Below are 21,829 nucleotides of genomic sequence, written 5' to 3' on the forward strand. Positions count from 1 at the left end.
ACAGGATGTCAGGATCCGGCGTTGGCTCCGGCCTCCGCGCCGACCCGACGATAGATCAGCGCCTCCGCGACATGGATGCGACCGACACTGTCGGCGCCCTCAAGGTCGGCGATGGTCCGGGCCAGGCGGATCGCCCGGGTCCAGCCGCGCGCGGTAAGGTGGCCGGCCTCGGCGGCCCTCGCCATCAGGGCTCGTGCCGGATCATTGAGCGCGGCGGCGCGGGTCAGGAAATCGCCGTCCGCCCGGGCGTTCAGGGTCGGCGCCTCAGGGCTGTCGGCCTCGGCGCGGGCAGTCTGGATCGCGCGGGCCCGGGCCACGCGGGCGGCCACCTCTGCGGAGCCCTCGGCCGGCGGCGGCAGGGCCAGATCGGCGGCGGCGACGGGCGGGACGTCGACCTGCAGATCGATGCGGTCGATCAGCGGGCCGGACACCCGGCCCTGGTAGTCGCGCTGGCATCGGGGGGCCTTGCCGCACCAGCCCTTGCCCGCGCCGCCATGGCCGCAGCGGCAGGGGTTCTGGGCCGCGATCAGCTGCACGCGGGCGGGATAGCGGATGTGGGCGTTGGCCCGGGCGACCATCACCTCGCCGGTCTCCAGCGGCGCGCGCAGGGAATCGAGCGCCTGGGCGCTGAACTCCGGGAGCTCGTCGAGGAACAGCACGCCGTTGTGGGCGAGCGAGACCTCCCCTGGTTTGGCCTTCAGCCCGCCGCCGGTCAACGCGGCCATGCTGGCCGAATGGTGCGGACTGCGGAAAGGCCGCGTGCGGGTCAGCGCGCCTCGCGCGATCAGCCCGGCCACCGAATGGACCATCGAGGTCTCCAGCAGCTCGGCGGCCGACAGGGGCGGCAGGATACCCGGCAGCCGCTGGGCCAGCATCGACTTGCCCGAACCGGGCGGGCCGCAGAACAGCAGATTGTGCCCGCCCGCCGCGGCGATCTCCAGCGCCCGCTTGGCCTGTTCCTGGCCGCGCACGTCCCGCAGATCGGGGACCTGGCCGCCGTCGATCATCGGCCCGGCCTTCGGCTCCGACAGCATCTGGGTTCCGCGGAAATGGTTGATCAGTCCGATCAGCGAGCGCGGCGCAAGCACCCGGGTCCCGCCGGCCCAGGCCGCTTCGGGTCCACAGGCCTCGGGGCAGATCAGACCGAGGTCCATCGCCCCGGCAGCCACGGCGGCGGGCAGGGTCCCGGCCACCGTCGAAATCGACCCGTCCAGCGACAGCTCGCCGACCGCGCACCAGCCGTTCAGGGCGTCCGCCGGGATCACGCCCATGGCCGCCATCACCGCCAGGGCGATCGGCAGGTCGTAGTGACTGCCTTCCTTGGGAAGGTCCGCGGGAGCGAGGTTCACGACGATGCGTTTGCCCGGCATCGCCAGTCCAAGACCGGTGAAGGCGCCCCGGACCCGCTCCCGGCTCTCGGCGACCGCCTTGTCGCCCAGACCGACGACCACCATGATCGCCTCGCCGCCGGTCAGCTGGACTTCGACGTCGACGCGCCGGGCTTCGACGCCCTGGAACGCCACGGTGACCACCCGCGCGACCATACCCTCTCCAAGCTACAGTGGCTGTGACTTATCCACAGACTCAACCATGCCGCGTGGTATGGATCAAGAACAAATATGGAACCAAGGTGGAAGCTGAAACGATTCAGTCATCTATCCGACACAACTCACTCACCGCGTCGAATGGCCTCGATACAATCGAAGAGCGCCGCGGCGGCGTCGGCCCCGCCGAACCGCTTGAGCTGCTGGGCGCCGGTCGGCGAGGTCACGTTGATCTCGGTCAGGTAGTCGCCGATCACATCGATGCCGACGAACAGTAGCCCCCGGCGTTTCAGCTCCGGCGCGATGATGGCGCAAAGTTCCAGGTCGCGTGTGGTCAGCTCGACCGCGGCGGCCCGGCCTCCGCGGGCCAGGTTCGAGCGCACCTGACCTTCGGCCGGGATGCGGTTGATGGCGCCGACCGGCTCGCCGTCGACCAGCAGGATCCGCTTGTCGCCCTTGCTGACGGCGGGGATGAACTTCTGGGCGATGACCTGGTCGCGGCCGATCAGGGCATGTAGTTCAAGCAGGGCGTCGAGATTGGGGTCGTCGGCCTTCAGCCGCACTACACCCGAGCCGCCGCCGCCGTGCAGGGGCTTGAGCACCATGTCACCGTGCCGCTCGCGGAAATCGTAGATCGCCTCGACGTCGCTGGTGATCAGGGTCGGCGGCTGGACGCCCGGGAAGTCCGTGACGAACAGCTTTTCCGGCGCGTTACGCACCTCGGTCGGGTTGTTCACCACCAGCGTCCGGGGGTGGATCTTGTCGAGGAAGTGGGTGGCCGTGATGTAGGCCATGTCGAACGGCGGGTCCTGACGCATCAGCACCACATCGACGTCGTTGATCATGTCGACGACACGGGTCTCGCCGAAGGTCACATGGTCGCCCTTGACCGCCTGCACGGTCACCGGACGGCCGCGGGCCGTGACCCGGCCCTCTTCCAGCGACAGCTTGTCGGGCGTGTAGACTAACAACGAATGCCCGCGGGCCTGCGCCTCCATCATCATCATGAAGGTGGTGTCGGTCTCGATGTTGATCCGTTCGATCGGATCCATCTGTACGGCGACCTTCAATGACATGGGAGCTCCTTGGTCAGACGGTGACGGCGAACGCTACATAGCGATGGTTTCCCGCGAGCGGGAGGGGCTGTCGCCGCTAGTTGAGCTGAAGACGCATGCGCTCACGGGCCGCGCGGGCGGCCAGGGTCGCGCCGCCGTCCAGCAACTGGGCGTGCCCGAGCGCCTGTAAAGCTCCGGCGAGCGCCCCCTGACCCTCGCGGGCGGCGGCCACATCCAGCCACGGTCGATGATCGGTCGGGTCGAGAAGGGCCCGACGCAGGGCCGAGCGCTCGGCCCTCGGCCAGTCGCCGGCCGTCTGGGCGCGGGCGAAGATGTTGTTCTGTAGCCGGATCAGCACCGCCCGGTCGCTCATCGGCGCCATCAGCAGCTCGAGCCGGCCGGCGACGTCGGGGGTCAGGCCGGCGCGAAAGGCGCGACGGGACAGCTCGGAGGGCAGCACCACCCGGCCCTCGCTGAAGGGATCCAGCGCCAGCGGTCCCTCACGCGTTTCGATACGCAGCAGGAAGTGGCCCGGAAAATCGACGCCGCGCACATCCAGATCGCAGCGTCGCGCGGCATGCAGGTAGAAGACGCCCAGCGACACGGGAATGCCCATGCGCCGACCGGCGATGGCGATCACATCGGCGTTGTCCGGATGATCGTAGGTCATCAGGTCGCCCTGCAGCCGCAGGTCGCCGGCCATGGACTCGGCAATGGCTTCCTCGGGGGATTCGCTCTGCAAGCGGCGGGCGAGATGGTCCGCGCCTTCATTGGCGACGGCGCGCGCCGCGTCCGCGTCGCGGTCCGGGTCGTCGTGCACGGCACAGGCCAGAGCGGCTTCGAACAGCGGAAACCCGTCGTCGGCCAGCTTGCCGGCTTCGGTCAGGAACTGTTCTGCGTCTTCGCGGGTCATGCGGTCCTAACGCCTCAGCCGCCCTTCCAGGCGTCGGGAATATGGCGCGGCCACCGGCCGGGGGCGAGAGCGATCAGGTCGAGGCGGATCGTCGCGCCCTTCAGGCCGGGCCGCCCCGCGGCGATCGACGCGGCGGCGCGGCGAAGGCGCTGGCGCTGGTCCGGTCGAACGGCTTCCAGCGCGGTCTCCAGCGTGGTGCGGCGCTTGACCTCCACCACGGCCAGCACGCCGGCCTTGAGTGCGAGCAGGTCGATCTCCCCCTGCGGCGAGGCCAGCCGGAATCCGAGGATGCGGTAACCCCTGAGCATCAGCAGCAGCGCCGCCAGCACCTCGCCGCGTCGCCCGCTGCGGCGGGCCAGGCTGCCGCGCCGGCTACGGACGCTGGTCACCGGCCGTCCCTCAGAGCCATCGCCCGCTTGTAGAGATCGCGCCGGTTCAGGCCGAGCGCCCGGGCGACCTCGGAGGCCGCTTCGCCGGGCGGCAGGCGGGTCAGGGCGTCGGCGAGCGCCGTGTCGGCGTCTTCGGCGGTTGAAACCTGCTCGGCGCCCGGACCGACGAGGATGACGATCTCGCCCTTCGGCCCGTCGAGCTTCGGATCAGCGGCCAGTTCGCTCAGCGTGCCGCGGACCGTGGTCTCGAACAGCTTGGTCAGCTCCCGCGCCACGGCTGCCTCGCGGTCGCGGAAGACGGCGGCCATGTCGGTCAGGCTGGCGCGAAGGCGCGGGCCGCTCTCGTAGAAGATCAGGGTGGCGTGGACGTTGGCGACCTCCGCCAGGAAGGTCCGTCGCGCCGCGCTCTTGGGCGGCGGAAAGCCGGCGAACAGGAACCGGTCGGTGGGCAGGCCCGCCAGGGTAAGGGCCGCCAGCGCCGCCGAAGGTCCGGGAATGGGGAACACGCGGTGACCGGCCGCGATCACCTCCCGGACCAGCCGGAAGCCCGGATCGGAGACCAGCGGCGTGCCCGCGTCGGACACCTGGGCCACGCTCTGCCCCTGCTCGAGCGCGGCCATGATCCTCGGCCGCGCCCGTTCGGCGGCATGCTCGTCGTAGCGCAGCATGGTCTTGCTGAGACCGTAGGCGCTAAGCAGATTGCCGGTTACCCGCGTGTCCTCGGCCAGCAACAGATCGCAGCCCGCCAGCACGTCCAGCGCCCGCAGGGTGATGTCGCGCAGATTGCCGATCGGCGTCGCCACCACATAGAGACCGGGCTCAAGCGGGACGTCGGACAACGGCGGCGGCGGCGGATGGCGGGACAAGGCGAACTCCGTGCGGAACGCGAGAGCGCCTTGCCCGCTCTCTTCAGTCAAGGGATAGAAGGCTGCCCCTCGCAAAGGAAGCGCCGTGAACAAGCTCGTCGTCTGGTTTGTGCTGATCGCCGTGGCGGTGGTTGTCGCTGTCGGGGCCTATTGGTGGCTGGACCTGCGCTGGCGGCCCAAGACCATCACCAGGAACCAGGCCGAGATCGCCGCCCTGCTCGAACAGTCCGGCTGGGTCTCGCCCGGCCTGACCGGACCGAAGCTGTACATGGTTGGTTTCCGCGCCTGCCCCAGTTGCATCGCCTTCAAGACCGACGCCTTGCCCAAACTCGTCGAGGCCGGCGTTGACACGCGGGTGATCGAGTTCGCCTGGCCCGACCGGAATGGCCAGGCGCAGTCGACGGCCGCCGAACGGTCGACGGTCGCCGAGCTGTGGATCAACCGAAGCTGGGCCCTGATGCAGAGCTGGGACGCAGCGCCGATCGAGGCCTGGACCGCCCAGGGCATCCCGCCCGCTGATGGCGACATGGCCCGCACCGCCGTGGTCGAAGCCGGCCGCGGCATGGTCGAGAAGCTGACGCCGCTGCTGAAGGCCAACGGGATCAGCTTCGGCACACCCGTCCTGATCTGGTGGTCAAAGGACGGCGTGATGCACGGCTGCGCCTGTGGCAGCCCGTCCGGCTGGCGATTCGCGCTGAAAGACCTCGGGGCGCGCTAGAGCGGCGCGAACTTCGCCGTGAAGTGACGCATCGCGGCGGGCTGCCAGGTGATGCGCATGCCCTTCAGGCTGTCCTTGCGGGCGGCGATCTCCTCGAACACCTCGACGATGTAGTCGGCGTGGCTCTGGGTGTAGACGCGGCGGGGGAAGGCCATGCGGACGAGGTCCATCGGCGCCTCGACCTCGGTTCCGTCGGGTTTCAGACCGAACATCACCGTGCCGATCTCGCAGGAACGGATGCCACCCTCGACATAGAGCGCCACCGCAAGGGCCTGGCCCGGATACTGGCTCGGCGGGATATGCGACAGGAAGTTGCGGGCGTCGATGAACACCGCGTGCCCGCCGGTCGGCCGCACCGTCGGCACCCCCATCGCCTCGAGCCGTTCGCCGATATAGGCCATGCTGCGCAGCCGGTAGCGCAGGTAGTCCTCGTCGATGATCTCGGTCAGGCCCTGGGCGATGGCGTCCAGATCGCGACCCGCGAGACCCCCGTAGGTCGGGAAGCCTTCGGTCAGGATCAGCCTGTTGCGCGCGGCCTGGGCCAGATCATCGTCGTTGAGGGCCAGCCAGCCGCCGATGTTGGCGAAGGCGTCCTTCTTGGCCGACATGGTCATGCCGTCGGCCAGGGCGAACATGTCGCGCACGATGTCCTTGATCGATCGGCCCTCCTGGCCTGGCTCGCGCATCTTGATGAAGTAGGCGTTCTCGGCGAACCGGCAGCCGTCGATGATGAAGGGCTTCTTGTGGGCATGGGCGATGCGCGCGACGGAGCGGATGTTGGCCAGACTCACCGGCTGGCCGCCGCCGGCGTTGTTGGTCACGGTCAGCATGACACAGGGGACCGCGTCGCCGTGCTCGGCGAGGAAGGCCTGCAGTCGTTCCAGGTCCATGTTGCCCTTGAACGGGTGGTCGCTGCGCGGGTCGAGACCCTCGGCGATCACCAGGTCATGACCCTCGGCGCCCGTCGATTCGATGTTGCCGCGGGTGGTGTCGAAATGGGTGTTGGACGGGATGGTCTTGCCCGGCCCGCCGAGGATCGAGAACAGGATGGCTTCCGCCGCCCGGCCCTGGTGGGTCGGGATAACATATTTGAACGGCATCAGCTCCTTCACCGCCGCCTCGAAGCGGAAGAAGGACGGACTGCCGGCGTAGCTCTCGTCGCCGGACATCAAGGCCGCCTGCTGGCGGGCGCTCATGGCCGAGGTGCCGCTGTCGGTCAGCAGGTCGATCAGCACGTCGTCGGAGTGCAGGGCGAACAGGTTGTAGTCCGCCTTTTCGATCAGTTTCAGCCGCTCTTCCCGCGTGGTCATGCGGATGGGCTCGACCGCCTTGATGCGGAAGGGTTCGATGATGGTGCGCATGGACAGGGTCTCGATGTTCGTTGAAGCGCGCGTCTCCCATTGAAGAGAGGAGGGGCGCGCGCTAACCGCTTTGGTGATGCCTTTATCCGTCCGCGCCGCCTATCGCGAGCGTCTTTCCCGGGGCGACATCAGGCCCGATGCGGCGCAGGAGCAGGCGCTGGTCGCCCTGTCGCGCCTGGAGGGCGACCTCAACGCCTTGTCCGAGCCGGGGTTCTCCTCGCTGTTCCGCAAGCCGAAAGGCGCGCGCGGGCTGTATCTCTGGGGCCCGGTCGGTCGGGGCAAGTCCATGCTGATGGACCTGTTTTTCGACTCCGCGCCGATCGCCAAAAAGCGCCGCACCCATTTTCACGTCTTCATGGCCGAGGTGCATCGCGACATCGACGCCTGGCGCAAGGGCGACGCCGCAGCCCGCAAGGCCCGCTTCGGCCAGGCGAAAGGCGATGATCCGATCCAGCCGACCGCGGAGCTGATCGCCGAATCCGCCCGGCTGCTGTGCTTCGACGAACTGCAGGTCACCGACATCGCCGACGCGATGATTCTCGGTCGGCTGTTCGAGGCCCTCTTCGCCCAGGGCGTGACCCTTGTGGCTACGTCCAACCGGCCGCCGGACGATCTCTACAACGACGGCCTCAACCGCCAGCTCTTCCTGCCCTTTATCGCGATGCTGAAGGACCGGCTGGAGGTGGTGGCTGTGCGCGGGCCGGTGGATTTCAGGCTCGACCGGCTGCGCGGGGCCCGCACCTGGCTGGCGCCCGCCGATCCCGACAATGGCCGCGAGTTCGACCGGCTTTGGGCCGACATGCTCGACGGCGCGCCCGAGACCGGCGCGACACTCGAGGTCCTCGGCCGCAAGCTGCACCTGCCAAGGGCCAGCGGCGGCCTGCTGCGCGCCAGTTTCGCCAGCCTGTGCGAACATGCGCTGGGACCGCAGGACTATCTGGCCGTCGCCGACCGCTTCCACACCGTGTTTCTGGAAGACATCCCGCGCCTCACCCCCGCCCGGCGCGATTCAGCCAAACGGTTCAACACCCTGATCGACGCGCTCTACGAGGCGGGCGCCAAGCTCGTCGCCCTGGCCGCCGTCGAGCCGACCGGCCTCTATCCGGAGGGCGACGGATCGTTCGAATTCGAGCGCACCGTGTCCCGCCTGCAGGAGATGCGCTCGGCCGACTGGCTCGAACGGGTGCGGGACGAGGGCTGAAAAACCCCTGCTCGCGTTGACACCCCCGGCTTGCGGCGTAAATAGCCGTGCAGCCTCGCAACCGCCGGGAACCAAATGACCGAAGCCTCGTCGGGGGTCCGTGAACGTCCCCTTTCGCCCCACCTGCAGGTGTGGCGCTGGCATGTGACCATGCTGGGCTCCATCCTTCATCGCGCCTGCCTCATGGGCCTCTATGTCGGCGCGCTCATTCTCGTCGCCTGGGCGGTCGCCCTGGCGTCCGGGCAGCAGAGCTACGACGGCTTCATCGCCGTCCTCGGTTCCCTGCCGGGCAAGCTGGTGCTGCTGGGCCTGACCTTCGCCCTGTTCTTCACCGTGGCCAGCAACGTCCGCCACCTGATGTGGGATACCGGCAAGGGCTTCACGCCGAAGGTCGCTGACACCATCGTCATCGCCGGCATCGTCTTCGCCCTGGTCGCCACGGCCGGTGTCTGGATCATCGCCGGCCAGACGGGAGGCCTGTCATGAGCGTCTCCAAAGCCGGCTTCCGCACACCGCTGTCGCGCGCCCGGGGTCTGGGCGCCGCCAAGCACGGCGTCGGTCACTTCATCGCCGACCGCGTTTCCGGCCTGGCCCTGATCCCGCTGTCGATCTGGGCGGCCTACGCCGGCCTCAAGGTCGCCGCCGGCGGCTACATGGCCGCTGTCGAATGGCTGGCTCAGCCGCTCAACGCGGTGTTGCTGAGCCTGTTCATCGTCGCCGGCTTCCTGCATCTGCGCCTCGCCCTGCAGGTGGTGATCGAGGACTACATCCAGGGCTTCGTGGCCAAGTCCGCGCTGCTCATCGCCAACTATCTCGTCTGCGTCCTCGGCGCCGCTCTGGGGGTCTTCGCCATCCTCAAGGTGGCCCTCCTCGGAGCCTTCTGATGCCGGCCTATGATTTCATCGACCACCGCTTCGACGTCGTGGTGGTGGGGGCCGGAGGTTCCGGTCTTCGCGCCGCGCTCGGTTGCGCCCAGGCCGGCCTGAAGACGGCCTGCATCAGCAAGGTCTTCCCGACCCGCTCGCACACCGTCGCCGCCCAGGGCGGCATCTCCGCCTCGCTGGGCAACATGGGCGAGGATGACTGGCGCTGGCACATGTACGACACCGTCAAGGGGTCGGACTGGCTGGGCGACCAGGACGCCATCGAATATCTCACCCGCAATGCGCCCGCCGCCGTGTACGAGCTCGAGCACTGGGGCGTGCCCTTCTCGCGGACGCCGGAAGGCAAGATCTACCAGCGCGCCTTCGGCGGCATGACCCGCAACTACGGCGAGGCCCCGATCCAGCGCACCTGCGCCGCGGCCGACCGCACCGGCCACGCCATGCTGCACACGATGTACGGCCAGGCGCTGTCGAAGGAGGTCGAGTTCTTCATCGAGTACTTCGCCCTCGACCTGATCATGGAAGACGGCGTCTGCATGGGCGTCACCGCCTGGAAGCTCGACGACGGCACCCTGCACCGGTTCCAGGCCCAGAAGACCGTGCTGGCCACGGGCGGCTACGGCCGCGCCTATCTGTCGGCCACCAGCGCCCACACCTGCACCGGCGACGGCGGCGGCATGGCCCTGCGCGCCGGCCTGCCGCTGCAGGACATGGAGTTCGTCCAGTTCCACCCGACCGGCATCTTCCCGGCCGGCTGCCTGATCACCGAAGGCGCCCGCGGCGAAGGCGGCTATCTGACCAATTCCGAGGGCGAGCGCTTCATGGAGCGCTATGCGCCGTCCGTGAAGGACCTGGCGCCGCGCGACATGGTCAGCCGCGCCATGACCATCGAGATCCGTGAAGGCCGCGGCGTGGGTCCGAACAAGGACCACATCTTCCTGCACCTCGATCACCTCGATCCCAAGGTGCTGCACGAGCGCCTGCCGGGTATCTCCGAGACCGCCAAGGTGTTCGCCGGCGTCGACGTGACCAAGGCCCCCATCCCCGTCCTGCCGACGGTCCACTACAATATGGGCGGCCTGCAGACGAACTATCACGGCGAGGTCGTGACCAAGAAAGGCAAGAACGCCGACGAGATCGTTCCGGGCCTGATGGCCGTGGGCGAGGCCGCCTGCGTGTCGGTGCACGGGGCCAACCGCCTCGGCTCCAACAGCCTGATCGACCTGGTGGTGTTCGGCCGCGCGGTCGGCCTGCGCTGCGCCGAGCAGCTGAAGCCCGGCGCGACCCAGCCGGAACTGAAGGCGGCCATGACCGACGGGCACGTCGCCCGGTTCGACCGCTTCCGCAACGCTTCGGGTTCCCGTCCGACTGCCGATCTGCGGCTCGAGATGCAGCGCGCCATGCAGGAAGACGCGGCCGTGTTCCGCACCGGCGAGTCGCTGAAGAGCGGCGTCGAGCGCGTCAACGCCGTGGTCGCCGCCCGCAAGGACATCGGCGTCAGCGACCGCGGCCTGGTCTGGAACAGCGATCTGATGGAGACGCTGGAGTTCGACAACCTCGTCGTCCAGGCCGCCGTCACTGTCGCCGGGGCCCTGAACCGCACCGAAAGCCGCGGCGCCCACGCCCGCGAGGACTTCCCGAACCGCGACGACGACCAGTGGATGAAGCACACCCTGGCCTGGTTCGACGACGCCTCGGGCAAGGTGAAGATCGATTACCGCCCGGTGCACAGCTACACGATGTCGAACGACATCGCCTACATCCCGCCCAAGGCGCGGGTTTACTGAGGACACGATGGTTCAGCTCGCGCTCCCCAAGAACTCCCGCGTCGGCAAGGGCCGTCACTATCCCGCGCCGAAGGGCGCCAAGCGGGTCAAGACGTTCCGTGTCTACCGCTACGATCCGGAAGGGTCCGAGAATCCTCGCTGGGACACCTATGACGTCGACGTCGACGCCTGCGGCCCGATGCTGCTGGACGTCCTCATCCACATCAAGAACACCGTCGACCCGACCCTGACTTTCCGCCGGTCCTGCCGCGAGGGCGTCTGCGGCTCCTGCGCCATGAACATCGGCGGCCGCAACACCCTGGCCTGCACCTGCGGCTGGGAAGAGGTGCCGGGCAAGGAGATCCAGATCTCGCCGCTGCCCAGCCAGCCGGTGGTCAAGGACCTGGTCCCCGACCTGACCCTGTTCTACGCCCAGTACGCCTCGATCGAGCCCTGGCTGCATACCGAGACCCCCGAACCCCGCGCCGAGTGGAAACAGTCGGTCGAGGACCGCGCCAAGCTGGACGGCCTGTACGAGTGCATCCTCTGCGCCTGCTGTTCGACCTCCTGCCCCAGCTACTGGTGGAACGGCGAGAAGTACCTCGGCCCGGCCACCCTGCTGCACGCCTACCGCTGGCTGATCGACAGCCGCGACGAGGCCACCGGCGCGCGGCTCGACGCGCTTGAGGACCCCTTCAAGCTCTATCGCTGCCACACGATCATGAACTGCGCCCAGGTCTGCCCCAAGGGGCTGAACCCGGCCAAGGCGATCGCCGAGATCAAGAAGCTGATGGTCGAACGCGTCGCCTGACGCGGCCGTCCGTCAGTCGACCCGGGACTGCAACGCCACCGCCCCGTGCGGAGCCCGCACCTTGCCTTCGTGGATGATGAAGGCGAACACGTCTCGCGGTTTCGCCGGCGGCAGAAACGCGGGATCGACCTTGGGCAGGTCTTCCGGCTCGCCGCCATTGGCCCAGGTCTTCAGCCGGCCCGCCCATGTGTCGAGATCCTTCGGCGCATAGGCCGTGTCGACGTCGTCCGAGCCAGTCTGCAGCCGGGCGTAGACGAAGTCCGACGTCACATCGGCGATCTCGGGATAGGTGGCGTGGTCGGCGTAGACGTTGGCGATGTTGTGCCTGCGCAGCAGGGCCGGGAATTCGGGCGTGCAGAAACTGTCGTGCCGCACCTCGACCGCATGGCGCAGCGGCACGCCGTCGACCGACTTCGGCAGCAGCTCCAGGAAGGCGCCGAAGTCGTCCGGGTCGAACTTCTTTGAGTTGGCGAACTGCCAGAACACCGGCCCCAGCTTGTCGCCCAGCTCGCTGATGCCCTGGTCGAAGAACCGCCCGAGGCTCTCGCCGGCCTCGGCCAGCACCTTGCGGTTGGTGGTGAAGCGGCTGCCCTTGACGGTGAACACGAACCCGTCCGGCGTCTCGTCCCCCCACTTGCGCCAGCTGTCCGGCTTGAAGGTCGAGTAGTAGGTGCCGTTGATCTCGATCGCCCGCAGCTGACGGCTCATGTAGCCGAGCTCGTCCTTCTGCTTGAGCGTGTCCGGATAGAAGACGCCTCGCCACGGCTCGAACGTCCAGCCGCCGACGCCGACGCGGATTTGGGAAGGGTTGCTCATCGGTCCTGCGTCCTTCGAGACGCCCGCTGCGCGGGCTCCTCAGGATGACGAACTTGGGTGGGCCGCACAAATGGCGTCATGGTGAGGAGCGAGGCTTCAGCTGAGCGTCTCGAACCACGCACCCTGCTCAGCATTCCACCCGGTTCACCGCCAGCCCGACCGCCAGCCCACCCAGCGAGGTTTCCTTGTAGATCTCGTTCATGTCCTCGCCGGTGCGCTTCATCGTGGCGATGACCTTGTCGAGGCTCACGCTGTGCTCCCCATCCCCCAGCAACGCCAGCCGCGCGGCGTCGATGGCCTTGATGGCGCCCATGGCGTTGCGCTCGATACAGGGAATCTGGACCAGGCCGCCGATCGGGTCGCAGGTCAGTCCCAGATTGTGCTCCATGCCGATCTCGGCGGCGTTCTCGATCTGGCTGTTGGTCCCGCCCAGCGCTGCGCACAGGCCGGCGGCGGCCATGGAACAGGCCACGCCGACCTCGCCCTGGCAACCGACCTCGGCGCCGCTGATCGAGGCGTTCTTCTTGTACAGGGCGCCGATGGCGGCGGCGGTCAGCAGGAACGTGCGGCGACCCTCGGCCGTGCCCTGGTAGAAACGGTTGTAGAACCGCAGCACCGCCGGGATCAGCCCGGCAGCGCCGTTGGTCGGGGCGGTGACCACCTTGCCGCCGGCGGCGTTCTCCTCGTTGACCGCCAGGGCCCAGAGGTTGACGAAGTCCATCGCCGCCAGCGGGTCGCTGATCTGCTTCTCGACCTTGGCCATGATAGCCCGGTGCACCTGCTGCGCCCGTCGCTTGACGTTCAGACCGCCCGGCAGGGTCCCGCCGATGCGCATGCCGCGGTCAATGCAGGCCTCCATGGCGTCGAAGATCGTATCGAGCCCAGCGGTGACCTCGGCCTCGGACCGGCGCACGCGCTCGTTGGCCATCATCGCCTCGGCGATGGTCACCCCGGCGGTCGCCGTCATGGCCAGCAGTTCGGCGCCCGACTCGTAGGGGTAGGGCACGGGCGGCCCTTCCTCATCGCCGGTGTTGCGGTGGATTTCGTCCTCGTCGCGCACGAAGCCGCCGCCGATGGAGAAGTACGAACGCTGCAGCAGTTCGGCTTCGCCCGAGAAGGCCGTGAAGGTCAGGGCGTTGGGATGCTGCGGCAGACGCTCCCGGCCGGCCCAGACGATGTCCGACGCCGGATCGAAGGCGATGCCGGGTCCATCGCCGCCCAGCACCATCCACTGCTCGGCGCGCAGGGCCGCCAGCGCCGCCTCGCCGGCGTCGGGATCGAGCGTCGCGGGCACGAAACCCATCAGCCCCAGCATCACGGCCGTGTCGGTGGCGTGCCCTTTCCCGGTCAGGGCGAGGCTCGCGTAGAGCTTGACCTCCACCCGCGAGACCGGCGCCGGAAGACGCGCCGCGCGCAGCAGCCCGACGAAGCGCACGGCGGCGCTCATCGGGCCCATGGTGTGCGAACTGGACGGCCCGATGCCGGGCTTGAACAGGTCGAAGACGCTGACGGTCATGGCCTTGCCGGGCCCGTCCCTAGTTGCGCTGGGCCGCCGTGGCGTCGCGGGTGGCCTTGAACTCGGAGCCCGCCTGCCACTCCGGCCAGCGGCTGGAGTTGGCCAGGTCGAGGCCGAGGCCATAGAGCAGGCCGATGTCCGTGGTCATGCCCGACAGGTCCCAGTCGTCCGACCATTCATCCGCCGGCTGGTGGTACATGTCCTTCACGTAGCGCTCGCCGTAGGCCTTGCCGGCGGCGACGCCGCCGTTGATCAGGTCCTCGCCCGAGCCGATCGAGATGGCCGGCACGCCGCGTTTGGCGAACGGGAAGTGGTCCGAGCGGAAGAAGTGGCCGGCTTCCGGCGCGGGGTCGGGCGTGAAGGTCCGGCCGTGGGCCTTGAGCGCCGCGACCAGATCATCCTGCAGGCTGACCTTGCCGTCACCAGACGTCGTGAAGTCCCGCGCCGGGCCGGTCGGGCTCAGGGCGTCCATGTTCAGGTCGGCGACTGTCGTGGCCAGCGGGTAGAGCGGGTTGGCGGCGTAGTATTCCGAGCCCAGCAGGCCCTTTTCCTCGGCCGTCACGGCGAGGAACACCAGCGTGCGGTCGGTGGGCGGGGCGGCGGCGTACATCCGGCCTAGCTCCAACAGGGCGGCGATGCCCGTCGCGTTGTCCACGGCGCCGTTGTAGATCGTGTCGCCCTTCGCGTCGGGCCGGCCGACGCCCAGGTGGTCCCAGTGGGCGGTGAAGAACAGGCGCTCGTCCGGGCGCGTCTTGCCGGGCAGCACGCCGACGACGTTCTTCGAGACGATCACCTGATGGTCGACACTGTAGCTGGCCGAGAAGGTCACACCCGGCAGTTCGACGGCCTTGAAGCCGCGCTTGGCGGCCTTCTTCTTCAGCGCGTCGAAGTCGAGACCGGCGCGGCGGAACAGATCGACCGCGACGTCGCGCTGCATCCAGGCTTCCAGCGGCGGGTGGCTTTTCGTCGGCTCGGCGCGGACGATGTCGAACATCACATTGGTGTTGGAGTTCTTCACCGTGGCCCAGCCATAGGAGGCGGGCCCGGTCTCATGAACGATGATCAGGCCGGCGGCGCCGAGGCGGGCGGCCTCTTCGTACTTGTAGGTCCAGCGGCCGTAGTAGGTCATGGCCTTGCCGCCGAAGTCGCCCTTGCCGGACTCGAAGTCCGGGTCGTTGATCAGGACGATGACGATCTTGCCCTTCACGTCCATGCCCGCGAAGTCGTTCCACTTGCGCTCGGGGGCGTCGACGCCGTAGCCGGCGAAGACCACCGGCGTATTGGCCAGGTTGACGCTGTCGGCGTTGGTCAGGCTGGCGCGGATGGCGATCTGCTCGCCCTGGTTCAGCGCGATCTGCTGGCCGCCCACCGAGAAGCTCGAGGTCACGGGCCCCTTCATCTCGAACCGGCCGAGCGGCACGTCCTGGGTCCAGGCGCGCTTGCCGTCCTTCAGGTCGCCGCCCGGCTGCAGGCCCGCCGCGATCATCTGGCCGATGATCCAGGCTACCGCCTTGTCACCGCCGGGGGTCGCCGGGCCGCGGCCCTCGAAGGCGTCGGACGCCAGGACTTTGATGTCGGTCGCCAGATGGGCGGGATTGACCACGGGCTCGGCGGCCAGGGCCGCAAGCGGCAACGCGGCGACGAGGGCGGCAAGCAGAAGCTTTTTCATGAAACAGCGCTCTTGGTGGCGAGGATTTTGCGGTGCGGACCCTATCGTCTGAAATCGCTCACCGCAAACCACCCATTTAGAGGGTCAGACCACCGTCGACGATTATCGTCTGACCGGTGATGTAACCGGCCAGCGGCGAGGCGAGGAACAGCGCGGCCCCGGCCATGTCGGCCGGCGTGCCCAGCCGGTGCATCGGGATGCCGCGCAGGGCGCCGGCCAACCGGTCCGGATGCTCGGTGGTGACCTTGGTCAGCTTGGTGTCGACCAGTCCCGGGGCCACGCCGTTGACGCGCACGCCGTCGGTCGCCCAGGCTTGCCCGAGCGTGCGGGTCAGGGCCACGACGCCCGCCTTGGAGGCGTTGTAGGCGGGGTTGCCGCGCGTGGCGTGGTAGGCGGACGTCGAGCTGACCGTGATGATGTTTCCGCTCGACGCCTTCAGGTCGGCGAGGAAGCGCATGGCGCAGGCCATCATGCTGTCGAGGTTGACCGAGACCACCTTGCGGAAGCCGTCCATCTCGAACTCGCCCTTGCGGTAGAGCACCGTGCCCTGGGCGAGGATCAGCACGTCCAGGCCGTCGAACGGCGAGGCCGACGCGGCGACCGCCTCGCTGTCGGACGCGTCGATGCGAGCGAAGGTCAGGCCGTTGAGGTCCGAACCGTCCTCGATCCTGTAGTCAGAGGCGTCCCGCGTACCCCAGACAGCGACGGCCGCGCCGCGCGCGCGGAAGGCTTGGGCGATGCCGTTGCCGATACCGCTGGTGCCGCCGACAACCAGCACCCGCTTGCCGCTGAAATCCAGGTCGTTCATCGCGCCGCTCCGTCGTTTTCAGCAGTCTGCACGGCTGACCCGGGGAGAGCGCAAGAGCCTGATCAGACTTCTCCGGCCCGGGAGAAGACGCCGGTGCGGCTGGTTCGCCGCGCATCAATCGCCCAGCGCTCGATGGCGCCGTCGTCAGAGACGACGTGCAGGGCGTCGTAGAGATTGATCGTCGGGTCGCAGTGGCCTGGCTGCAGCCAGACCAGACCACCCGGCTTCGGCGCGTCTTCGGGCCAGGGCGCGGCGGGGTCGGCGTCGAGCGCGTCGACGGCGTTGATGAAGTCCCCGCTCTTCAGGGCCGGCAGGCCGGACGGGTGGATGATCATGCCGTGCTCGTCGCCCATCGGTCGCCACAGCGAGCCGTCGGCGGCGCCCGCCGCGATGCGCGCGGGCGGGCCGTCGCTGGAGAAGGCCTTGAAGCCCGCGTCGATCGTGACGTGGCTCTTGTGATTGGTCGAAACCACGGCGGCGACGACGAACAGGGCCTGCTGAAAGGGCCAGCTGCCCTCGGGCCCGCCACAGGCTTCATACTCGACGTCCATGACCGCATAGGAGCCGGCCTGGATTTCGGTGAAAACGCCTGAGTCGAGATCCCAGGCATGGGTCCCGGTTCCGCCGCCGGTGACGACGCCGGGGGCGAGGTTGGCCTGTCGCAGCTGCTCGACCACACCGGCCAGGCTGGCCGTGACCGCATCGTCGGCCGCGCGCCGGGCGCCGATGTCGTCCATGTGCTGCAGATGCCCGGCATAGGCCTGCACGCCCGCGTAGTTGAGCCCTTCGGTCGCCGCCGCCAGGGCCGCCAGCGCCACCACCTTGGACGGATGGGCGCCGGTCCGGTGCGTGCCGGGGTCGATGTCGATGACGCAGTCGAGGGTCACACCCGCCGCGCGGGCCGCCGCGCCCAGCCGCTCGATCTGGCGGGCGTCGTCGACGGTCGCGCCGATGCGCGCGCCGCCCTTCGCCAGCTCCGCCAGCCGCGCCGAGCCCCAGTCGGGATGCGGCGCGGTGACCAGCACGTCACGGATGCCGCCTCTCACGAAGGCCTCGGCCTCGCCGACACTCTGGGCGCACAGGCCGACAGCGCCGCCCGCGACCTGCAGGCGCCCCAGCGTCGAGCATTTGTGGGTCTTGCCGTGCGCGCGAAGCCGGACGCCGGCCCTGTCGCAGCGGCTCTGCATGGTGGCCAGGTTGTGGTCGAGCGCCGAGCGCAGGACCACGAGCAGCGGTGTCTGGGGTGGGACGAAGCCGGGGATCATCAGAGGTCTCCCGCGAGGATGCGGCTGAACAGGGCCGGGTCGATGTTGCCGCCGGACAGGACGATGCCGACTGTCTGGCCGGACACGTCCAGCTCCCCAGCCAGAAGGGCCGCCAGTCCGACGACTCCGCCCGGCTCCACGACCAGCTTGAGCGTCGTGTAGGCATACCGGATCGCCTCGGCGACCTGGGCGTCGGTGACGGTCAGAACTCCGTCCAGCATGCGCTGGTTGATCGGGAAGGTGATCGCGCCGGGCGAGGGGCTCTGCAGGGCGTCGCAGATCGAGCGGGCCGCCGGGTCGATCGCCTCCCGCCGGCCGCTGACCATCGACCGTGCCGTGTCGTCGAAGGCGGATGGCTCGACACCATAGACCTGGGCGCCCGGCTGGAGGTGTTTCACGGCCGTGGACACGCCCGCCGCCAGACCGCCGCCGCCGACCGGCGTCAGCACCACGTCGAGGCTCGCGCCGAGCTCCTTCGCCTGTCCGACCAGTTCCAGCCCGACGGTGCCCTGGCCGGCGACGATGTCCTCGTCATCGAATGGCCAGACGATGGTCATGCCGCGCGTCGCGGAGATGTCGCGGGTGATGGCGTCGCGATCCTCGCTGTAGCGGTCGTAGTGGATCACCTCGGCGCCATAGCCGCGGGTGTTGGCCACCTTCATCGCCGGGGCGTCGGCGGGCATGACGATCACCGCCGGCGCGCCGAGCATCCGCGCCACCAGCGCCACGCCCTGGGCATGGTTTCCGGACGAACAGGCGACCACGCCGCGGGCGCGCTGCTCGGGCGATAGCTGCGAGATCTTGTTCATTGCGCCACGGAACTTGAAGGCCCCTGCGTGCTGGAGCGTCTCGGGCTTCAGCAGGATGCGGGCGCCGAGGCGCGCGTTCAGCGCCGGACTCTCGACCAGTGGAGTCCTGACGGCCAGGCCCTCAAGGCGTCCGGCGGCGGCTTCGATATCAGCGAAGGTCACGGTGCTCATGCCCCTCTCCTAGACCGATGCGACAAAAAGGGCGACGGTGAGCGCAATCACATCCGGAGTCGATTTATGAACGCCCTGACCATCGACCGCGAAGGCTGGACCGCCGCCGGCGACGCGCTGCTGCATGACGCCATCGAACTGCGCCGCGCGATCCATCGCGAACCCGAGCTGGGACTGAATCTGCCCAAGACGACGGCCAAGGTGCTGAAGGCTCTGGAAGGCCTGCCGCTGGAGATCCGACAGGGGCCGTCGACGACAGGCGTGCTGGCCATTCTGCGCGGCTCGCCCAACGGTCGCACCGTGCTGCTGCGCGGCGATATGGATGCCCTGCCGCTGACCGAGGACACGGGGCTGGACTTCTCGTCCGGCACGCCCGGCGCGATGCACGCCTGTGGTCACGACACCCATGTGGCCATGCTGGCCGGCGCGGCGCGGGCGCTGTGCGCGAAGAAGGACCAGCTGGCCGGGACGGTGATGTTCATGTTCCAGCCGGGCGAGGAGGGCCATCACGGAGCCCGCTTCATGCTCGACGACGGCCTGATCGACCCGCTGCCCGACGCGGCCTTCGCGCTGCACATCTCGCCCAACATGCCGACGGGCGTGTTCGCCGGTCGGCACGGGCCACTGCTGGCGTCGTCCGACAGCATCCGCATCAAGGTCATCGGCGCCGGGGGGCACGCCTCGATGCCGCAGGACGCCATCGACCCGATCCCTGTCGCCTGCGAGATCGTCACGGCGATGCAGACCATGATCACCCGGACCATCTCGGTGTTCGATCCGGCGGTGCTGACCATCGCCCATATCGAGGGCGGCACGACCTACAACATCATCCCCGAGTACGCCTACATGCGGGGAACGGTGCGGACCCTGTCCGAACACACCCGCGAGGCGGCCCATGAAGGGATCCGCAAGGTCGCCGAAAACATCGCCGCCGCCCACGGCTGCGTCGCCGAGGTGGAAATCGAGAAAGGCTTCCCCGTCACCGTCTGCTCCGGACGCGAGGTCGATCTGGCCGAGCGGGTGGCCCAGGATCTCTATGGCGACAGCGCCTGGATGACGATGAAGACGCCGATGATGGGCGCGGAGGACTTCTCCTACGTCCTGCAGAAGGTCCCCGGCCTGATGGCCTTCCTCGGCGCCGCGCCGACTGGCGTCGGCGGCGACTACCGCAGCTGCTGCGCCCTGCATTCGAACAGGATGACGCTGGACGAACAGGTCATGGCGCGCGGCATCGCCATGCACTGCGCCTATGCCGAGGCCGTGCTGGCCGGCGCGCTGAGCGACTAACCGCCCGAGTGCTGTTTCGCGAGGGTGTCCTGCACGGTGATGATCGCCGGGCCGAGGATCATCATGAACAGCACCGGCAGGAAGAACAGGATCATCGGCACGGTCAGCTTGGCCGGCAGGGCGGCGGCCGTCTTCTCGGCGGCTGACAGGCGCAGCTCGCGGTTTTCCTTGGACATGACCCGCAGCGCCGTGCCCAGCGGCGTGCCGTAGCGTTCGGCCTGGATCATCGCCGTGGCCACGGCCTTGATGCCCGGATGGTTGGTGCGCCGGGCCAGGCCCTCGTAGGCCTGGCGGCGCTCGGGCAGGTAGCTCAGCTCGGCGCTGACCAGCGTCAGCTCCTCGGCCAGCTCGATCGAGGTGCCGCCGATCTCCTGGCTGACCTTCTGGATCGCGGCCTCGATCGACATCCCGCTTTCAACGCAGATCAGCAGCAGGTCGAGCGAGTCGGGGAAGGCCTGGACGATCGATTCCCGGCGCTTCTGGGCCACGTTGCTGATGTAGACGTTGGGCGCGTAGTAGCCGAGCAGCAGCGCGGCGACGCAGATCGTGAACCGGCTCATGGTCGGCAGGCCGAAGTCGTTGACCACGAACAGATAGAAGGCCGCCGCCATGGCGAACACGAACGGCATGACGAAGCGGAAGAAGTAGAAGGCGCTGATCGGACGGGGCCCGCGGAAGCCGGCCTGGGCCATCTTTTCCGCGACCTTGGGGTCTTCCAGAAGCCGTGACAGCTGAAGGCGGTCGACGACCTTCTTGTACAGCCCTTCGTCGGTCTGGCGCAGGCTGCTGCCCGAGGCGCGCTTGGCCATCTCCTCCCGGGAGCGACGGCGCAGTTCCTCGCGGCGGTTGGACACCGACTTGAGCCGGCTCTCCAGGCTGGACGTGAACAGCATCGGCCGGACCAGCGTCACGATGGTGGCGAAGGCGACGATGGCCACGAACCCCGTCAGGACATTGTCGGGGTCGGTGAGAAGCTGGACGAAATCCATCGGCCCGCCCTCAGAACTTGAAGTTGATCATCTTGCGCATCACGAAGATGCCAAGACTCATCCACATCACCGCGCCCATCAGGATCAGGTGCCCGCGCGGGTCGGTGAACAGCGGCGCCATGTACTTGGGCGAAGTCACCGAGATCATCGTCACCACGCCCGGGGGCAGGCTGCCGATGATGAACGACGAGGCGATGGCTTCCGACGACAGAGCCTTGATCTTCTCGCGCATCAGCTTGCGGCCGCGCAGCACGACCGAAAGGTTGTTGAGCGCCTCGGCGAGGTTGCCGCCGGTTTTCTGCTGGATGGCCAGGACGATCGCGAAGAAGCGCAGCTCGTTGGTCGGCATTCGCTCGTACATTTTCTCCAGCGACTGATCCATCGCCATGCCCATGCCGACGTTTTCGACCAGGCGACGGAACTCGCCGGCGAGCGGCTCGGGGCATTCCTTGCCGATGATCTTCAGGCAGTCGTGGACGGGCAGGCCCGACTTGATGCCGCGCACGATGATGTCGATGGCGTCAGAGAAGGCCTCGGTGAACTTCTTCATCCGGCCCTTGGCGAGAAAGCCGACAATCCAGCGCGGCAGGCCCAGCCCGGCCGCGAAGGCCAGTCCCACCGCGATCAGCGGCGATTTGCCGAACGGCAGGGATATGGCGCCGATAACCAGGCCGAACACGGCGCTGGTGATCCAGAACTGCTTTTCGGTGAAGGCCAGCCCGGCCTGCTGCAGCCGCGCGGCGATCGACAGCGTGGCCTTCTTCTGTTGGCGATCCTGGTCCTTGAGGGTCTTGAGGATCGCCTTGCGCCGGGCTTCGGGCGTGTTGGCCGCCGCCCTGGCGTTGCGAACGCGGCTCGCCGCCGGGCCGCCGCTGACGAGCGCCTGGGCCCGCTTGGCCGCGCGGGCGTTGCCGGAATCCCCGCCGGCGAAGACGAAGCCCAGCCCGGCGATGGTCACAAAGGCCAGAACGGCGACAAGGACCATGGTCAT

The 21,829-nt window shown here is 68.5% G+C and carries 21 protein-coding genes; 7 read left to right on the top strand and 14 right to left on the bottom strand.

Annotation, left to right across the window (positions count from 1 at the left end; translation table 11 throughout):
* Positions 1-8 precede the first annotated feature (8 nt).
* From ACODSL_RS15870 to rsmI, 5 genes are all read right to left on the bottom strand, one after another.
* A complete protein-coding gene (locus ACODSL_RS15870; protein WP_488901684.1) occupies positions 9-1,544 on the bottom strand; it encodes a YifB family Mg chelatase-like AAA ATPase in 1,536 nt (511 codons plus the stop codon).
* Between the two features lie 125 nt (positions 1,545-1,669).
* The gene (gshB, locus tag ACODSL_RS15875; protein ID WP_488901685.1) at positions 1,670-2,620 is read right to left on the bottom strand and encodes a glutathione synthase; all 951 of its coding nucleotides are present in this window, start codon (positions 2,618-2,620) and stop codon (positions 1,670-1,672) included.
* Between the two features lie 76 nt (positions 2,621-2,696).
* Positions 2,697-3,512, bottom strand: a complete 816-nt coding sequence (locus ACODSL_RS15880) for a SirB1 family protein (RefSeq protein WP_488901686.1) — start codon at positions 3,510-3,512, stop codon at positions 2,697-2,699.
* Positions 3,513-3,526: 14 nt separating this feature from the next.
* Positions 3,527-3,901, bottom strand: a complete 375-nt coding sequence (locus ACODSL_RS15885) for a YraN family protein (RefSeq protein WP_488901687.1) — start codon at positions 3,899-3,901, stop codon at positions 3,527-3,529.
* On the bottom strand, positions 3,898-4,767 hold the full coding sequence (rsmI, locus tag ACODSL_RS15890; protein ID WP_488901688.1) for a 16S rRNA (cytidine(1402)-2'-O)-methyltransferase: 870 nt from the start codon (positions 4,765-4,767) through the stop codon (positions 3,898-3,900). Before rsmI ends, ACODSL_RS15885 begins: the two co-directional genes overlap by 4 nt.
* An 85-nt stretch (positions 4,768-4,852) precedes the next feature.
* Here rsmI and ACODSL_RS15895 point away from each other — a divergent pair, with 85 nt between their 5' ends.
* A complete protein-coding gene (locus tag ACODSL_RS15895; protein WP_488901689.1) occupies positions 4,853-5,485 on the top strand; it encodes a hypothetical protein in 633 nt (210 codons plus the stop codon).
* On the opposite strand, the gene ACODSL_RS15900 is transcribed toward ACODSL_RS15895, so the two are convergent.
* Positions 5,482-6,846, bottom strand: a complete 1,365-nt coding sequence (locus ACODSL_RS15900) for a tryptophanase (RefSeq protein WP_488901690.1) — start codon at positions 6,844-6,846, stop codon at positions 5,482-5,484. The genes ACODSL_RS15895 and ACODSL_RS15900 overlap by 4 nt on opposite strands.
* 76 nt (positions 6,847-6,922) lie before the next feature.
* Here ACODSL_RS15900 and zapE point away from each other — a divergent pair, with 76 nt between their 5' ends.
* From zapE to ACODSL_RS15925, 5 genes are all read left to right on the top strand, one after another.
* Positions 6,923-8,047, top strand: a complete 1,125-nt coding sequence (zapE, locus tag ACODSL_RS15905; protein ID WP_488901691.1) for a cell division protein ZapE — start codon at positions 6,923-6,925, stop codon at positions 8,045-8,047.
* 75 nt (positions 8,048-8,122) lie between these two features.
* Positions 8,123-8,533 carry a succinate dehydrogenase, cytochrome b556 subunit gene (gene sdhC, locus ACODSL_RS15910; protein ID WP_488901692.1) on the top strand — a complete coding sequence of 137 codons (411 nt, stop codon included), beginning with the start codon at positions 8,123-8,125 and terminating at the stop codon, positions 8,531-8,533.
* Positions 8,530-8,931 carry a succinate dehydrogenase, hydrophobic membrane anchor protein gene (gene sdhD / locus ACODSL_RS15915; RefSeq protein WP_488901693.1) on the top strand — a complete coding sequence of 134 codons (402 nt, stop codon included), beginning with the start codon at positions 8,530-8,532 and terminating at the stop codon, positions 8,929-8,931. Before sdhC ends, sdhD begins: the two co-directional genes overlap by 4 nt.
* On the top strand, positions 8,931-10,718 hold the full coding sequence (sdhA, locus tag ACODSL_RS15920; protein WP_488901694.1) for a succinate dehydrogenase flavoprotein subunit: 1,788 nt from the start codon (positions 8,931-8,933) through the stop codon (positions 10,716-10,718). Before sdhD ends, sdhA begins: the two co-directional genes overlap by 1 nt.
* Before the next feature lie 7 nt (positions 10,719-10,725).
* On the top strand, positions 10,726-11,508 hold the full coding sequence (locus tag ACODSL_RS15925; RefSeq protein WP_488901695.1) for a succinate dehydrogenase iron-sulfur subunit: 783 nt from the start codon (positions 10,726-10,728) through the stop codon (positions 11,506-11,508).
* Positions 11,509-11,520: 12 nt separating this feature from the next.
* On the opposite strand, the gene ACODSL_RS15930 is transcribed toward ACODSL_RS15925, so the two are convergent.
* The 6 genes from ACODSL_RS15930 to ACODSL_RS15955 form a co-directional block, all read right to left on the bottom strand.
* Positions 11,521-12,324: a DUF72 domain-containing protein gene (locus ACODSL_RS15930; RefSeq protein ID WP_488901696.1), complete on the bottom strand. Its 804-nt coding sequence runs from the start codon at positions 12,322-12,324 to the stop codon at positions 11,521-11,523.
* 127 nt (positions 12,325-12,451) lie between these two features.
* Positions 12,452-13,840, bottom strand: a complete 1,389-nt coding sequence (locus ACODSL_RS15935) for an L-serine ammonia-lyase (RefSeq protein WP_488901697.1) — start codon at positions 13,838-13,840, stop codon at positions 12,452-12,454.
* 19 nt (positions 13,841-13,859) lie between these two features.
* Positions 13,860-15,509, bottom strand: coding sequence for a M28 family metallopeptidase (locus ACODSL_RS15940; RefSeq protein WP_488901698.1), 1,650 nt, complete (start codon positions 15,507-15,509; stop codon positions 13,860-13,862).
* 76 nt (positions 15,510-15,585) lie between these two features.
* Positions 15,586-16,317 carry an SDR family NAD(P)-dependent oxidoreductase gene (locus ACODSL_RS15945; protein ID WP_488901699.1) on the bottom strand — a complete coding sequence of 244 codons (732 nt, stop codon included), beginning with the start codon at positions 16,315-16,317 and terminating at the stop codon, positions 15,586-15,588.
* Positions 16,318-16,379: 62 nt separating this feature from the next.
* Complete coding sequence (locus tag ACODSL_RS15950) at positions 16,380-17,582, bottom strand: alanine racemase (protein ID WP_488901700.1); 1,203 nt, start codon at positions 17,580-17,582, stop codon at positions 16,380-16,382.
* Entirely contained in the window at positions 17,582-18,562 is a 981-nt protein-coding gene (locus ACODSL_RS15955; protein WP_488901701.1) for a threonine ammonia-lyase, read from the bottom strand. Before ACODSL_RS15955 ends, ACODSL_RS15950 begins: the two co-directional genes overlap by 1 nt.
* A 66-nt stretch (positions 18,563-18,628) precedes the next feature.
* Here ACODSL_RS15955 and ACODSL_RS15960 point away from each other — a divergent pair, with 66 nt between their 5' ends.
* Positions 18,629-19,849 carry a M20 metallopeptidase family protein gene (locus ACODSL_RS15960; protein ID WP_488901702.1) on the top strand — a complete coding sequence of 407 codons (1,221 nt, stop codon included), beginning with the start codon at positions 18,629-18,631 and terminating at the stop codon, positions 19,847-19,849.
* On the opposite strand, the gene ACODSL_RS15965 is transcribed toward ACODSL_RS15960, so the two are convergent.
* Entirely contained in the window at positions 19,846-20,838 is a 993-nt protein-coding gene (locus tag ACODSL_RS15965) for a type II secretion system F family protein (protein WP_488901703.1), read from the bottom strand. The genes ACODSL_RS15960 and ACODSL_RS15965 overlap by 4 nt on opposite strands.
* Positions 20,839-20,848: 10 nt before the next feature.
* On the bottom strand, positions 20,849-21,829 hold the full coding sequence (locus ACODSL_RS15970) for a type II secretion system F family protein (protein WP_488901704.1): 981 nt from the start codon (positions 21,827-21,829) through the stop codon (positions 20,849-20,851).

Source organism: Caulobacter sp. FG121, assembly GCF_057809815.1.